This is a genomic window from Streptomyces sp. NPDC053755 (genome assembly GCF_040677675.1).
Taxonomy (GTDB): Bacteria; Actinomycetota; Actinomycetes; order Streptomycetales; family Streptomycetaceae; genus Streptomyces.
Window position 1 is genome coordinate 1 of record NZ_JBFASK010000033.1, and the last position, 15,178, is coordinate 15,178.

Sequence of the window (15,178 nt, forward strand, 5' to 3'; positions counted from 1 at the left end):
ACCACGCGGCGAGCGTGCGTGCCAGGCGTCGCGGGGCAGGCGGGACTCTCGAAACGCGCCCTAGAGCGCGAGACCGGTGAGGACCAGGACCCGCTCGTAGGTGTAGTCGTCCATGGCGTAACGGACGCCCTCGCGGCCGACGCCCGACTGCTTGACGCCGCCGTACGGCATCTGGTCGGCGCGGTAGGACGGGACGTCGCCGACGATCACGCCGCCGACCTCGAGGGCGCGGTGGGCGCGGAAGGCGGTCTGGAGGTCGTGGGTGAAGACGCCGGCCTGGAGGCCGAACTTCGAGTCGTTGACCTCGGCGAAGGCCTCGGCCTCGCCGTCGACCTTCTTGAGGGTGAGGACCGGTCCGAAGACCTCCTCGCAAGCGAGGGTGGTGCCGGCCGGCAGGTCGGCGAGCACGGTCGGGGCGTAGGTCGCGCCGTCGCGCTTGCCGCCGGTGAGGAGGGTCGCGCCGTCCTTCACGGCCTCCTCGACCCAGGCCTCGACACGCTTGGCCGCGTCCTCGCTGACGAGCGGGCCGACGTCGGTGGTGTCGTCCGACGGGTCGCCGGTGCCCTGCGCCTCGACGGCGGCGACGATCCTCGGGACGAGCCGGTCGTAGACCGCCGCGTCGGCGATGACGCGCTGCACGGAGATGCAGGACTGGCCGCCCTGGTAGTTCGAGAAGGTGGCGATACGGGTCGCCGCCCAGTCCAGGTCGGCCTCGGAGGCCCAGTCGCCGAGGACGACGGCCGCGGCGTTGCCGCCGAGCTCCAGGGTGCAGTGCTTGTGGGGCACGGACTCCTGGATGGCGTAGCCGACCTTGTCGGAGCCGGTGAAGGAGATGACGGGAAGGCGCTCGTCCTGGACGAGGGCGGGCATCCGGTCGTTCGGCACGGTCAGGACGGACCAGGAGCCGGCCGGGAGGTCGGTCTCGGCCAGCAGCTCGCCCAGGACGAGGGACGAGAGGGGGGTGGCCGGGGCCGGCTTGAGGATGATGGGGGCGCCGACGGCGATGGCGGGGGCGACCTTGTGGGCGCTGAGGTTCAGCGGGAAGTTGAACGGCGCGATGCCGAGGACGACGCCCTTGGGCATCCGGCGGGTGATCGCGAGACGGCCGACGCCACCGGCGTCGGTGTCGAGGCGCTGGGCCTCGCCGCCGTTGAAGCGGCGGGCCTCCTCGGCGGCGAAGCGGAAGACGGAGACGGCGCGGCCGACCTCGCCGCGGGCCCACTTGATGGGCTTGCCGTTCTCGGCGGAGATCAGCTGGGCGATCTCCTCGGTGCGCTCGACGAGACGCTTCGATACGTGGTCGAGGGCGGCGGCCCGCACGTGCGCCGGGGTGGCGGCGAACTCGTCGACGACGGCGTGCGCGGCGGCGACGGCCTCCTCGACCTGGGCCTCGGTGGGAACGCTCACCGTGCCGACGAGACGGCCGTCCCAGGGGGAGGTGACGTCGAAGGTGGCCTCGCCGGTGGCCTCGCGGCCGGCGAGCCAGAAGGCGTGGGTGGCAGTCATTGCGTCCCGGCCCTTTCGTATCGGTTGGTCCGTCAGTGGGTGTCGCTGACGTGTCTGCGTGCCACGTTAGAGCCGAGTGGGCGAGGCGTCGTTTGTCCGTGGTGGAGTAGTGGGGGGTGGGTCTTCCGACGGTTTGGCGGAAGGGGCGGGGCGGGCGCGGCGCGGCCGCTCCGGCGGGGCGGTCGCACGGGCGGGGCGTCGCGCCCCGGGCGCCGTTCCGGCTGCCCCCGGGTCGTGTCGACAACGCCGCGGGTCAATACACCTGGGGCGTGTTTCGAAAGTCCCGCCTGCCCCGCGACGCCTGGCACGCACGCTCGCCGCGTTGTCGGGATCGTCCACGTACGTCCCGTACGAGGGCGACCCTCCGCCGTGCGATCACACGCACCGGACGCCGCGCGGCCCGCCCTCCGGGCGGACGGCGCTCCTTTCGAAACACGCCCTAGGACCGTCGCTCGGTCGTGACGATGAGGCAGACGCCCGCGACGACGATGGCGCCGCCCAGGGCGATCGGCCAGGTCAGGGCCTCGTCGAGGACGAGGGCGCCGAGGAGGACGGCGACGACGGGGTTGACGTACGCGTAGGTGGCGACGAGCGAGAGGGGGGCGGACTGCAGGAGCCAGGCGTACGCCGTGAAGGCGATCAGCGACCCGAAGACGATCAGGTAGGCGAGCGCGGTCCAGGAGCGGGTGGAGACGGCGGCGAGATCGAGGCCGTGCTGCTCACCGCGGACCAGGCCGAGGGCGAGGCCGCCGAGACCGCCGGCCATCATCTCGTACGCGCTGGCGGTGAACGGGTTCGCGGGCATCGGGATCCGGGCGGAGGAGAACGACCCCACGGACCACATGACCGTGGCGAGGACGACCAGGAGGACGCCGCCGATCCGCACGTCGCCGCTGAGGCCGGGGAGGGTGAGGACGGCGAGGCCGGCGAGGCCGAGGAGCACGCCGGTGACGGCGCCGCCGCCGGGCCGCTCGCCGAACGCGGCCCGCAGGACGACGACCCAGGCGGGCACGACGGCGATGAGCAGCGCGGCGAGGCCGGACGGGATGGAGGTCTCGGCGAGCACGACGAGGCCGTTGCCGCCGAGGATCAGCAGCAGGCCGACGACGACCACGGAGGCGAGTTCCCGGCGCGTGACCTTGAGGGCGGCGGGCCCCTGCCGCCAGGCGATGAGCCCGGCGAGGAGGAGTCCGGCGGTGACGAACCGGGCGCCCGCGGAGAGGAACGGCGGCATGGTCTCGACGACGATCCGGATCCCGAGGTACGTGGAGCCCCAGACGACGTAGACGATGCCGAGCGCGGCCCACACGGCGCCGGAGATCCGGCGGGGCGCGCGCGGGGCGGGGGCCCCGGGGGTACCGGAGGCGGACGTCTGGACCTCGGAGGCCGGATCGACGGCGGGGCTTGTCATGAGCAGGAGACTAGGTAATCCGCGACGCGAAGGCCAGAAATCTGCCCGCCATCGGGCAGGAAGTGGAGGTTGGGCGGACCGGAGAGCGCGGCCCCCAGCGCGGCACGGGTGCGGGTACGAGCACCGGCACCCGCACCGGCACCCTCGCCCGCACCGGTGCGGGTACGAGCACCCGCGCCGTCACCGCTCCCCCGACGCCTCCGCGCCCGTCGCCTTCAACGCCAGCCACAGCTCCATCCGGACGTCCGGGTCGTCCAGGGAGCGGCCCAGGATCTCCTCCACGCGGCGCATGCGGTAGCGCAGGGTGTGGCGGTGCACGCCCAGGTCCGCGGCCGCCGCGTCCCACTGGCCGTGGCGGGAGAGCCAGGCCCGCAGCGACGCGACCAGATCGCCGCGGCCCGTGGCGTCGTGCTCGTAGAGGGCGCGGAGCATGCCGTCGGCGAAGGCGCGCACCGCGTCGTCGGCCAGCAGCGGCAGGACCGAGCCCGCCGCCAGGTCCTCGTGCTCGACCAGCGCCCTGCCCCGTCGCCGCGCCACCGACAGCGCCTGCTCGGCCTGCTTGTACGCGGCGGCCGCCGCGATCGGGCCCGTCGGCGCCGACAGCCCGACGACCACGCCGGCCTCCTCCGCCTCGCGTTCCGCGTATGCCTCGCACACCGTCACGACCGCTCCGCCGTCCCCCGCGAGGACCACCAGGCGGTCCTCGCCCTCGGGCACCGCGAGGACCGTCTCGCCCGCCCGGGCCGCCGCCGACTCCAGCGCGTCGGCGAGCGCCGGAAGCGGCGGCTCGCCCTCCGGTTCCCCGGGCGAGGGCTCCGCGATCAGCAGCCGGAAGGGCGCGTCGAGCAGCCCGCCGTACAGGTCCCCCGCCACGGCCCGCGCGTGGTCCGGCTGCCCCGACAGCATCATCCGCAGCACCGCCGCACCGAGCCGCCCCTCCGCCGCCCGCAGGGAGCGCGACCGCTCCGTCGTCAGCGTCAGCAGGGCGACGGCGGAGTGCACGGCGTAGCGTTCGGCCGTCCCCAGAGGCGCCGCCGTGCCGACCGCCAGCGCGCCCCGGACCCGCCGCCCGGTGCCCAGGGACTGCAGCTCGACCCGGTCGTCGGTGCCCCCGACCACCGCGCTCGCCGGCGCCGGCCGGTCCCGCAGCCGCTCGACGTCGGACGTCAGCCGGGCGGCCCTGCGGGCCGCCCACTCGGGGGACGCGGCGATGACGGTTCCGGAGGTGTCGTACAGCGCCGCCCATCCGTTCACGTGCGCCGCCAGCCGCGCCACGACCGCGTCCGGGCCTTCGGCGAGCGCCGCCCGGGTGAGTTCGCGCTGCGCCTCGAAGCCGGCGGTGACGGCCCGGTACTGGTCCGCCGCGATCGCCGCCGACACCGCCTTGCTGATCGCCAGGAACGGGGTGCGCCGCGGCACCTCCAGGAGGGGCAGGCCCTCCGCCCGGGCCGCGTCGAGGAGCGCCCCGGGGATGTCCTCGTAGTTGACGCCGATGGCGAAGCCGAGCCCGACCACCCCGGCGGCGAGCAGCCGCCGCACGTAGCGGTGCATCGCCTCGGAGTCCTCGGCGTCGAGGGTGAGGGCGGTGGTGAGCAGCAGTTCGCCGCCCTCCATGTACGGGACGGGGTCGGCGAGCTCGCTGACGTGGGCCCAGCGCACCGGGGTGTCGAGCCGGTCCTCACCGGCCCGGACGGTGAGCTTGAGCGCCGAGTGGTGGACGAGGGAGGCGAGGGTGGGCGGCATTGGAGACCGTCGGACCTTTGAGCGAGGGGGCGCCGCTCAGCCGAGCGGCGCCCCCGATTGTGCCAGGGCCCACCGGCTCGCGCGTGGGCTCGTCACCGCCCCGACGACACCGGCCCGGACCCGCGCCCCCCCCGGCCCCGCGCGCCTCGGCCCGGCCCGCGCCCGTGTCACCGCGCCCCGTCCTTCTCCCACCGCCGCGGCCCGGCGGCCCCTCCCGCCTCCGCCCGGCCCGCGCGGTCGAGCGCCCCCTCAGCTCCGCAGGTCCACCAGGAGCGGTGGCGTGTGTTCGCCCCGGACGTGCGCGAGGGAGAGCACGGCGTGCCCGGCCGGGACCGCGTGGGCCAGGTCGGAGGCCGACCAGCGTTCCCGCTCCACCTCGCGTACGGTCACGGCCTCGGCCGTCGCCGCCTTGCCGGTCACCACCCGCCGCATGAAGTGCAGGGCCTTGGTGAGGGGCTCGTCGGAGATGATCTGCCGGTTGGTGACGTCCCTGGTCTGCACCCATTCGGTGCCCCACGTCTCCGCGAACCGCCCGCCGTCCCAGGGGGCGATCCCGGCGAACGCCATCCGGCACCCCACCGCGCCGAGCAGCGCGCCGCGCAGCGTCTCGGGGACCTCCTCCAGACTGCGCAGGGCGAGGACGACCCCGGCGTTCGCCGAGCGCAGCCGCTGCACCGCGCGGACCGATTCGCCGGTGACGGTGTACGAGGCGTCGTCCAGGACCAGGCAGGCGAAGAGCGACCGGTCGCGGCGGGCGAGGGCGGCCTCGGCGAACTGCGCGAGCAGCAGCCGGGAGACGATCCGGGAGGCTTCGGCGTGGCCGCGTTCGGGCAGGTCGACGCGGACCCGGAGCGGGTGCTCGACGGTCCGCAGGGAGAATTGCCGCTCCGCGCCCTCCGTACGGAAGAAGCGGGCGAACGCGGGCCGGTCGAGGAAGGCGATCCGCTCGGCGAGCAGGACGCCGACGTCGTCGCCGCGTTCGGCCTGGCGGGCGCGGGCGTCGAGTTCGCGCAGCTGGGCGGGGTCGCCCGCGACGGCCTCGCGCAGCGCGCCGATCGCCGCCGGCGCTCCGGCCAGCAGTTCGCGCAGCTCGGGGACGGCGGGAAAGCGGTGGTAGGCGCTGTGGAAGGGGCCCAGGAGCTGCGCGAGCGCGGTGGCGGCCCGGCGGCTGTCGGCGGCCAGGTCGCCGACGAGAGCCTCGCCGAGGATCCGGGCGGCCTCGTCGGGGTCGTCGGCGCCGCCGTACAGGTCGAGGTCGTGGGTGGAGTCCGGGCGTCCGACGGAGACGACGACGTCGAAGGAGTCGTCGGGTCCGACGGCGGTGCCGTGGGCGGTGACGGCGATGACGGCCGCCCGGTTGGCGAGGGCCTGCAGGCAGAGCGACTCGACGACCGGCCGCACGAGGCGCACGGTCTTCCCCGAACCGGCGGGGCCGACGGCGAGCAGGGAGGTGCCGAGCAGGCCCGGTTCCAGGGCGACGCCGGTGGTGCGGCGGGCGTAGGGGTTGCGGGGGTGGTCGGCGGCGGTGCCGATGAGGACCTGCGCGGTGGCGAGGTCGTGCGTGGCGGTACGGACGGGCAGGTCGCGCACCCCCGAGGGGTGGGCGCAGGCGGCGGCGCCCCGGGTGCGCACCGCGTCGTCGAAGGCGGCGAGCCGCTCCGGCCGGGTGCGTACGCCCTGCCAGGCCCGGTGGATCCGGGCGTAGTCGACGTCGCCGAGGGTGCCCCGGCGCGTGGCGTCGGTGAGGGTCCCCGCGGCTTCGGTGAGTCCGGCCTCGCGGAGTTCCGGCCATTCGGCGGGGTCGGCGGTGGGCGGGGGTGGCGTCTCGGCGGCCGGGTCGGCCGTGCCCAGGCGGCGGCGGACGGCGGGCCAGGTGCCGACGCGGGTGACGGCCGCGGCCACGGCGGCGGCGAGCAGCACGTAATAGAGGTTGGAGGCCCAGGTGAGCCAGGTCTCGATGTCGCGGGGCATGTCGTTCCAGACGCCCTGGACGAGGACGAACAGCGGCCACAGCGGGACGCCGTAGCGCAGCCAGACCTCGCGCCAGTTGCCGATCCGCCCGAAGCCGACGGCGAGCAGGGCGAGGACGATGGCGTCCCACAGGTAGGTCGCGGCGATGAACCACTGGATGTGGGGGCTGTGCTGCGACTGCCAGGAGTCGGGGACGAGGAGGGTCATCGGCAGCAGCCACCAGTCGTCGACGAAGATCCACCACCCCTCCAGATAGCCGTTGAACAGCAGCGACCAGAGCAGCCAGCCGCAGAGGTAGGCGACGAAGGCCCCGGTGAGGAGCTGGCGGCCGGGCACGAGGTCCGGCTCCTCCTCGGGCCGCTCGCGGTGGCCGAACCGCCAGACGCCGGGGGCGGCCGCGGGCCGGGGCACACGCAGCCAGTCGGCGACGGCGGGCCGGGTGACCGGAGCGTGCCGGGGCATCGCGGGCGAACCGGCGGGCGGCGTGCCGAGCGCGTGCGCGGGCCGCGCCGCGGACGCGCCGTCCGGGGGCGGGGCGTGGGATCCGTACACGGGCGCCGCATCCGCCCCGGCCCCGGCCCCGGCCGGCGGCGGGGCGGCCGGCATCCGCGGGGGCGTCGCCGGGCGTGGCACGGGATTGGCCCGCGTGCCCCGTGCGTCGAATGTGCCTTCGGAATCCATGAACCGCTGCCCCCTGACCAGCCAGGCCCGCCTGTGCACGGTCAATCTAGTGCCCCCACGGGAGTGAGTTCAGCGACTCGCGCCGGTGTCGTGCGCGGGTGCCTATGTCCGCCACGGACAACGACGACCCTCGCAACACTCCCTATCGGCGCATGCCCACCCCCCTCCACCACGCCTAGCCTGCGAAGAGACCACAAGTGCGTCCAGAACATCCCAGGAGCCCCGCATGAACGCTGTCCCGCAGGAGCGGCGCGTCGTCACCGCCATTCCCGGTCCGAAGTCGCAGGAGCTGCAGGCCCGCCGCCTCGACACCGTGGCCGGCGGCGTGGGCTCCGTGCTGCCCGTCTTCACGGCTAAGGCCGGCGGCGGCATCATCGAGGACGTCGACGGCAACCGCCTGATCGACTTCGGTTCCGGCATCGCCGTGACCTCCGTCGGCGCCTCCGCCGAGGCCGTGGTCCGCCGCGCCGCCGCGCAGCTCGCCGACTTCACGCACACCTGTTTCATGGTCACGCCGTACGAGGGGTACGTCGAGGTCTGCGAGGCGCTGGCCGAGCTCACCCCGGGCGACCACGCCAAGAAGTCCGCGCTCTTCAACTCGGGCGCCGAGGCCGTCGAGAACGCGGTCAAGATCGCCCGTTCGTACACCAAGCGCCAGGCCGTCGTCGTCTTCGACCACGGCTACCACGGCCGCACCAACCTCACGATGGCGCTGACGGCGAAGAACATGCCGTACAAGCAGGGCTTCGGCCCGTTCGCTCCCGAGGTCTACCGCGTCCCGGTCGCCTACGGCTACCGCTGGCCCACCGGCGCCGAGAACTGCGGCCCCGAGGCCGCCGCCCAGGCGATCGACCAGATCAGCAAGCAGATCGGCGCCGAGAACGTCGCCGCGATCATCATCGAGCCGGTCCTCGGCGAGGGCGGCTTCATCGAGCCGGCCAAGGGCTTCCTGCCGGCGCTCGTGAAGTTCGCCAACGACAACGGCATCGTCTTCGTGGCCGACGAGATCCAGTCCGGCTTCTGCCGCACCGGCCAGTGGTTCGCGTGCGAGGACGAGGGGATCGTCCCGGACCTGATCACCACCGCCAAGGGCATCGCGGGCGGCCTGCCGCTCGCCGCCGTCACGGGCCGCGCCGAGATCATGGACTCCGTCCACGGCGGCGGTCTGGGCGGCACCTACGGCGGCAACCCGGTGGCCTGCGCCGGTGCGCTCGGCTCCATCGAGACGATGAAGGAGCTCGACCTCAACGCCAAGGCGAAGAACATCGAGTCGATCATGAAGGCCCGCCTGTCGGCGATGGCCGAGAAGTTCGACGCCATCGGTGACATCCGCGGCCGTGGCGCCATGATCGCCATCGAGCTGGTCAAGGACCGGACGACCAAGGAGCCGCACCCCGAGGCGGCGGGCGCGCTGGCGAAGGCCTGCCACGCCGAGGGCCTGCTGGTCCTGACCTGTGGCACCTACGGCAACGTGCTGCGCTTCCTGCCTCCGCTGGTGATCGGCGAGGACCTGCTGAACGAGGGCCTCGACATCATCGAGAACGCGTTCGCCGGAATCTGAGGCGTTCGACACCTGGTGTGAAGAAGCTGTGGGGGGCCGATGGCGGGATGGGGATCCGGCTGTCGGCCCCCTCTTCCGTGACGTACGGTTTCTGCAGATGAGAGAAACACCCCGCTCGCAGGAGACTGCGGGCGACACCAGGGCGGAGCCTCCCCAGCCCCGCCTTGACCGTGCCCTCGCGCACACCGCTGGAGCCTCGGGCTCCGGAACTCCTCACCGATCGGATGGCCGCCCGCCCCACACCCCCCGGGGCGAGCGGCAGCCCGGTCAAGGCGGCCTCCCCGGAACCACCCCCCCTGTTCCGGGGAGGCCGGCTGTCTTCTCGGCGCTCGTCGCCCTCGCCCTCGTCACCTGGCAGGTCCTCGTCGACGGCCCGGCCGCCCGGCTGGACGAACGCCTCTCCCGCGCCCTGGTGGACACCGTCCCGCGCGGCCTGTCCGAACTCGGCTCCGCCCTCGGCGACCTGGCCGTCGCCCTGCCGGTCCTCGCCTGCGCCATGGCGTACGCGTGGTGGCGCGGCCACCGCGCCCAGGCACTGTCCGCGGGCCTCGTCATGGCGCTCGTCCCGGCCCTGGTCGTCCCCCTGAAGGAGTGGACGGCCCGCCCGGGCCCGCTGGAACCCTGGGCCGCCGGCTACTACCCCTCGGGCCACACCGCGACGGCGATGGTCGCCTACTTCGGCGCCGCCTTCCTGGTCTCGAACCGACTGATCCCGGTCGCCGCCGTCCTGACGGCGCTGACGGGAACCGCCCTGATCCTGCGGGGCTACCACTGGCCCCTGGACGTGATCGCCTCGCTCGCCCTGTGCCTCCCCCTGCTGCGCTGGCCCGCGGTGGCCGAACGGTACGGCCGCCCCCCTGGGTGACCGGCGCACGCGCGGCCGGGCCGGAGCCCGTGTCGGCTCCGGCCCGGCTGTTCGACGAGGTGGTGGGCCGGCCGTCAGCTCCAGGCGTAGGCGTCGAAGTTGCGGCTGAACTCCCAGGCGTTGAACCGGTCCCAGTTGATGGACCAGGTCATCAGGCCGCGCAGGGCGGGCCAGGTGCCGTGGGTCTGGTAGGAGCCGCAGTCGGTCTTCCGCGTCAGGCAGTTCAGGGCCTTGTTCACCTCGGCGGGCGTGGTGTGGCCGTTGCCCGCCTGGGTCGATGCCGGGAGACCGATGGCGACCTGGTCGGGGCGGAGGGCGGGGAAGACGCGGTCGGTGTTGCCGGCGACCGGGAAGCCGGTGAGGAGCATGTCGGTCATGGCGATGTGGAAGTCCGCACCGCCCATGGAGTGGTACTGGTTGTCCAGGCCCATGATCGAGCCCGAGTTGTAGTCCTGCACGTGGAGCAGGGTGAGGTCGTCGCGCAGGGCGTGGATGACCGGGAGGTAGGCGCCGGCGCGCGGGTCCTGTCCGCCCCAGGGGCCGGAGCCGTAGTACTGGTAGCCGAGTTGCACGAAGAACGTCTCCGGAGCCATCGTCAGGACGAAGCCGGCGCCGTACTTCGCCTTGAGGGTCCTGACCGCCTGGATGAGGTTGACGATCACCGGGCTGGTCGGGTTGCGGAAGTCGGTGTCGCCGGTCTGGAGGGACAGCGAGTGGCCCTCGAAGTCGATGTCCAGACCGTCGAGTCCGTACTCGTCGATGATCTTCGAGACGGAGGAGACGAAGGTGTCCCGGGCGGCGGTCGTAGAGAGCTGGACCTGGCCGTTCTGGCCGCCGATGGAGATGAGGACCTTCTTGCCGGCCGCCTGCTTCGCCTTGATCGCCGCCTTGAACTCCGCCGGTGTCTCGACGCCGGGGCATTCCGTCGCCGGGCACAGGCTGAAGCGGATGTCGCCCGAGGTCACCGAGGTGGGCTCGCCGAAGGCGAGGTTGACGACGTCCCAGGAGTCCGGGACGTCGGCCATCCGGGTGTAGCCGGAGCCGTTGGCGAAGCTGGCGTGGAGGTAGCCGACGAGGGCGTGCGCGGGCAGCTGCCCGCCCGGGTTCCCGCCTCCGCCGGTGGTCGTGGTCGCCGTCACCGCCGCCGACTTCGGGGACTCGCCGGCGCTGTTCACGGCCGAGACCTGGAAGCTGTACGAGGTGGCGGGCGTCAGGCCGGTCGCCGTGGCGGTGGTGCCGGGGACGGTCAGGATCCGCGTGCCGCCGCGGTAGACGTGGTAGGACGTGGCACCCGGGACCGCCGACCAGGTCAGCGGGACGCTCGACGAGGTGGGGCTGCCCGCCGTGAGACCCGCGGGGGCGGCCGGGAGTTCCACGGGCGCTCCGCCGGGGCCGACGAGGCTCAGGTCGTCGGCGTGGTAGGCGGCGGTGCCGTACCAGCCGTGGGTGTAGACGGTCACCGCGGTGGTGGACGCGCCGGTCCTGAAAGTGGTCGTCAGACGCTGCCAGTCGGTGGCGGAGGGGGTCCAGGTCGAGACGTCGGTCGTGCCGGTGCCGGACGCGCCGAGGTAGACGTACCCGCCGCGGACCCAACCGCTCAGCGTGTAGTCGGAGTTCGGCTTCACCGTGACGGTCTGGGAGCAGCGGGCGTTGTCGCTGCCGGCCGGCGTCGCGCGCAGCGCCTTGGTGCCGCCGTGCACGGGCGAGGAGACGACGGCGCCGCTGCCCGCCGTGCAACTCCAGCCGTCCAGGCCGGACTCGAAGCCGCCGTTGCGCGCGAGGTCGGTGTCGGCGGCCTGGGCCGCGGGGGTGAGGGCGACGAGTCCGCCGGCGGCGAGCACGCCCGCCAGCAGAAGCGTGAGCGGTCTGGTGCGTGGGGAGGTGCGGTCCACAACTGCCTCCGGGGGTGGGGGAATCGAGGTGGAGCGCGCCACAGCATGGTCCAGACCAATCAAGTGGTCAAGACCTCTGCCCGGCCACGCGCCCGGGGCTACCTCCCGCCCGCACCCCTCTCCCCCTTGGCGAGCCGCCCCGCCGCCTCGTGCATCGCCAGCTCCAGGAGCGCCGCGTCGGTGAGCGTCCCCGCCCCGTCCGGCGGCACCAGCCAGCGCACGCCACCGGTCGCCCGGCCCGGGTAGGGCACCACGATCCAGGTACCGCGGCCGGCGCCCCGCACCCCCGTGCCGAGCCACCGCGCCGCCGTGCCCGGCGGCACGAAGAAGCCGGTCCGGGCGTCTCCGAAGTCGGCGAGGACCGGCCCCGGCCGGTCCACCAGCCGCCCCAGCACGTCGAGGGTGGGGTAGCCCAGCTCGCCGGGCAGGATCAGCACGTCCCACCGCCGGCCCGCCGGCAGCAGCGCGACGCCGAGGGGGTTGCGCTGCCACTCCCATCGGCAGGCGTCGGGATCCGGCGCCACCGACGCCAGCCACTCCACTGCGGTCCTGGCCCCCGAACCACTCATGACCAACGGCCTCCCTTCCCTACGCGGGCCCGCGGACGCGCGCCCACACACAGAGAGCGGGGCGGGCGACGATCATTACGCGGGTTCGCCCTCCGGAAGGGTGGTGATCCGGGTCACACGTCGATCAAGAGGTGCACGCCCCCGGCGCCCACCCGGCGCACGACTCCGGCGCAGGACACCGGCCGGCCTCCGGTCCGGGCGCACGGCAACGGCCTCGCCGCCACCGGCCCCCGGCACGCGCCCGATCGGGTGGACGGGACCTGGGCGCCCCGGGAGCCGCGTCACCGCCCGCCTCCGGCGTGTTCGGATGGGCGTTCCACGCGGAACGTCCGCGATGTCCGTGATGCCCGCGCCGTCGCGTCCCCCTCGGCGTCTCGGCGCGCCGCCCCGCACCGGGAGGACCCATGCCGTTCCCGCAGTCGTCGGAGCCCCCGCTGGGCGGTCCCGGCCCCGCTCCGGGCGGGAGGAGGACTCCCTCCACCCCCGCTCCGGGGTCGTCCGCCTCCGGCAAGGGGGCCCTGCGCCGGCTCGGCGAGTGGTCGGCCCGCCACTGCGTCATCGTGCTCGTCACCTGGGTCGTCGCCCTGGGCGCCCTGGTGGGGCTGAACCACGCCTACGGCGGCGAGTACTCCGACAACTACTCGCTGCCGGGCACCCAGTCGCAGGAGGGGCTCGACGTGCTCCGCGCGCACGAGCCCGCAGCCGGCGGCTACAGCGCCCAGGTGGTGCTCTACGACGGCGCGAAACCGCTCACCGACGTCGGCGACCAGGTCTCGTCCGCCGTGGACGCGCTGAAGAGGCTTCCGCACGTCCTGAACGCCACGAGCCCGCTGCCCGCGCCCGGCGCGCAGCCGACTCCCCCGCCGTCGGGCACGCCCGACGTCGGTCCGCTGTCCACCGACGGGAAGACCGGCTACATCACCGTCCGCTTCGACGTCCAGCCCGGCACCCTCGGCGACGACTACCTGACCGGGGTCGACAGCGCCGTGGAGCCCCTGCGCGCGGCCGGGGTCCAGGTCGAGTACGGCGGTGCGCTGGGTGAGCTGGCCCGGCCGGAGGCGGACGACAGGCTGAGCGAGGCGATCGGGTTCGGCGTCGCGATCATCGTCCTGATCATCGGCTTCGGCAGCCTGATCGCCGCCGTGCTGCCCCTGGTCACCGCCCTGGTGGCGGCCGTCTGCGGCCTCGCGCTCCTCGGCCTCCTCGCCGCGGTGTGGAACTTCGCGACCGTCTCCCCCACCCTCGCCACGATGATCGGCATCGGCGTCGGCATCGACTACGCCCTCTTCCTCATCACCCGGCACCGGCAGTTGCTGATGAACGGCCGGGATCCGGTCACCGCGGCCGGGGTCGCCACCGCGACCAGCGGGCGGGCCGTCCTCGTCTCCGGCTGCACGGTCGTCATCGCCCTCGGCGGCCTGTGGGTCTCCGGACTGAGCTTCATCGGCCTGCTCGGGCTCGCCGCGACCTCCACCGTCGTCACGGCCGTCGCCGGAGCCCTCACGCTCGTCCCCGCGATGCTCGGGCTCATCGGGCGCCACATCGACCGGCTCCATCTGCGCACCCCCGTCGCCGAGACCGACGAGACGAACGACGCGACGGGCGGAGGGACGAACCCCGCGACGAGCGGGGGGACGCACGGCGAGACGAAGGGAGCGACGACCGGGGCACCCGGCGAGGCCCACGGCACCTGGCACCGGTACGCCCTGCGCGTGGAACGCCGCCCCTGGTGGTTCCTGACCTCGGGCGTCGTCGTCCTCGTGGTGCTCGCCATCCCCCTGTTCTCCATCCAGCTCGGGCACATCGGCGACGGCGCGGACCCGAAGTCCTTCACCGACCGGCGTGCGTTCGACCTGATGTCCACGGCCTTCGGGCCCGGTTCCAACGGCCCGCTGACGCTGGTGATCGACCAGACGTCGGTCCCGGCGGCCGACCGCTCGGCCCTGGCGAGCCAGGCGCAGAAGGCGCTCACCGGGGTGCCCGACGCCGTCCTGATCACCCCGCTCACGCCCACCTCGGACGGGGACGTCCTGATCGCCACGGCCTACTCGGCCGCCGCCCCGCAGGACGAGCGGACCACGACCCTGACCAATCACCTGGCCGACGACGTCCTCCCGCAGGCGGTCGCCGGCACCACCGCGGCGACGTACGTCACCGGCACCACCGCCAGCCAGGTCGACTTCCTCGACATCGTCTCCAGTCGGCTGCTGCTCATCATCGCGGTGGTCGTCGCCCTGGCGTTCCTCGTCATCCTGGTCGTCTTCCGCGGCCCGCTGGTCGCCGCCAAGGCGGCGGTGCTCAACCTGCTGTCCATCGCCGCCTCGTACGGCGTCGTCGTCGCCGTCTTCCAGTGGGGCTGGGGCGGCCCGGCGCTCGGTGTCTCCGGCGACGTGCCCATCGAGAGCTATGTGCCGATGATGATGTTCGCCATCGTCTTCGGCCTGAGCATGGACTACGAGATCTTCCTGCTGTCCCGGGTCCACGAGGCGTGGCTGCGCACCGGCGACGCGAAGGCGAGCGTGGCGCACGCCCTGGAGATCACGGCCCGGGTCATCACCTGCGCGGCGCTCATCATGGTGAGCGTCTTCGCGGCCTTCGTCCTCAACGACAGCATCGTGGTGAAGATGATGGGGCTCGGCCTGGCCGCGAGCGTCCTCATCGACGCGACGGTCGCGCGGCTGCTGCTGGTGCCCGCCGTGATGACCCTGCTCGGCAAGTGGGCGTGGTGGACCCCCCGCTGGCTGGACCGGATCCTGCCGCACGTCGACACCGAGGGCGAGGGCGAGATGACCCGGGCGGGCGGTGACGGCCCGGCGGGGCCCCGGACGACTCCGTGACCCCGCCGGGTCGCGCCCTAGGTGTATTGATCACGGACGTTGTTGACACGGTTGGGTCTTGAACATGGCGAAGGCCCCCGTGTGTGGTGGAGGTGTCGAATCTCCACCACACGGAGGCCTTCGTGTCCCACCGTCATGCCCG

At 73.9% G+C, this 15,178-nt stretch carries 9 protein-coding genes; 3 read left to right on the forward strand and 6 right to left on the reverse strand.

Going from position 1 to position 15,178, the window contains the following annotated elements; translation table 11 throughout:
• Window positions 1–60: 60 nt before the first annotated feature.
• The 4 genes from AB0K65_RS26070 to AB0K65_RS26085 all read right to left on the reverse strand — a co-directional run bounded on the left by AB0K65_RS26070 (window position 61) and on the right by AB0K65_RS26085 (window position 7,093).
• Window positions 61–1,506, reverse strand: a complete 1,446-nt coding sequence (locus tag AB0K65_RS26070) for an aldehyde dehydrogenase family protein (protein ID WP_365720550.1) — start codon at window positions 1,504–1,506, stop codon at window positions 61–63.
• A gap of 439 nt (window positions 1,507–1,945) precedes the next feature.
• Window positions 1,946–2,917 (reverse strand): EamA family transporter, encoded by a 972-nt coding sequence (locus AB0K65_RS26075; protein WP_365720552.1) that lies wholly within the window; start codon window positions 2,915–2,917, stop codon window positions 1,946–1,948.
• Window positions 2,918–3,097: 180 nt separating this feature from the next.
• Window positions 3,098–4,660: a PucR family transcriptional regulator gene (locus AB0K65_RS26080; protein ID WP_365720554.1), complete on the reverse strand. Its 1,563-nt coding sequence runs from the start codon at window positions 4,658–4,660 to the stop codon at window positions 3,098–3,100.
• A gap of 249 nt (window positions 4,661–4,909) precedes the next feature.
• Window positions 4,910–7,093 (reverse strand): ATP/GTP-binding protein, encoded by a 2,184-nt coding sequence (locus AB0K65_RS26085; RefSeq protein ID WP_365720675.1) that lies wholly within the window; start codon window positions 7,091–7,093, stop codon window positions 4,910–4,912.
• A gap of 445 nt (window positions 7,094–7,538) precedes the next feature.
• Between AB0K65_RS26085 and gabT the strand changes: the two genes are divergently transcribed.
• Window positions 7,539–8,873 (forward strand): 4-aminobutyrate--2-oxoglutarate transaminase, encoded by a 1,335-nt coding sequence (gene gabT / locus AB0K65_RS26090; RefSeq protein WP_365720556.1) that lies wholly within the window; start codon window positions 7,539–7,541, stop codon window positions 8,871–8,873.
• Between the two features lie 97 nt (window positions 8,874–8,970).
• Window positions 8,971–9,738, forward strand: a complete 768-nt coding sequence (locus tag AB0K65_RS26095) for a phosphatase PAP2 family protein (protein ID WP_365720558.1) — start codon at window positions 8,971–8,973, stop codon at window positions 9,736–9,738.
• A gap of 74 nt (window positions 9,739–9,812) precedes the next feature.
• Here the strand turns inward: AB0K65_RS26095 and AB0K65_RS26100 are convergent, their stop codons facing one another.
• Together AB0K65_RS26100 and AB0K65_RS26105 are read right to left on the reverse strand one after the other, a co-directional pair.
• Entirely contained in the window at window positions 9,813–11,630 is a 1,818-nt protein-coding gene (locus tag AB0K65_RS26100; RefSeq protein WP_365720560.1) for a glycoside hydrolase family 18 protein, read from the reverse strand.
• A gap of 98 nt (window positions 11,631–11,728) precedes the next feature.
• Complete coding sequence (locus AB0K65_RS26105; protein WP_365720562.1) at window positions 11,729–12,199, reverse strand: hypothetical protein; 471 nt, start codon at window positions 12,197–12,199, stop codon at window positions 11,729–11,731.
• Window positions 12,200–12,603: 404 nt separating this feature from the next.
• Here AB0K65_RS26105 and AB0K65_RS26110 point away from each other — a divergent pair, with 404 nt between their 5' ends.
• Window positions 12,604–15,036 carry an MMPL family transporter gene (locus AB0K65_RS26110; RefSeq protein WP_365720564.1) on the forward strand — a complete coding sequence of 811 codons (2,433 nt, stop codon included), beginning with the start codon at window positions 12,604–12,606 and terminating at the stop codon, window positions 15,034–15,036.
• The last annotated feature ends 142 nt before the right edge of the window (window positions 15,037–15,178 follow it).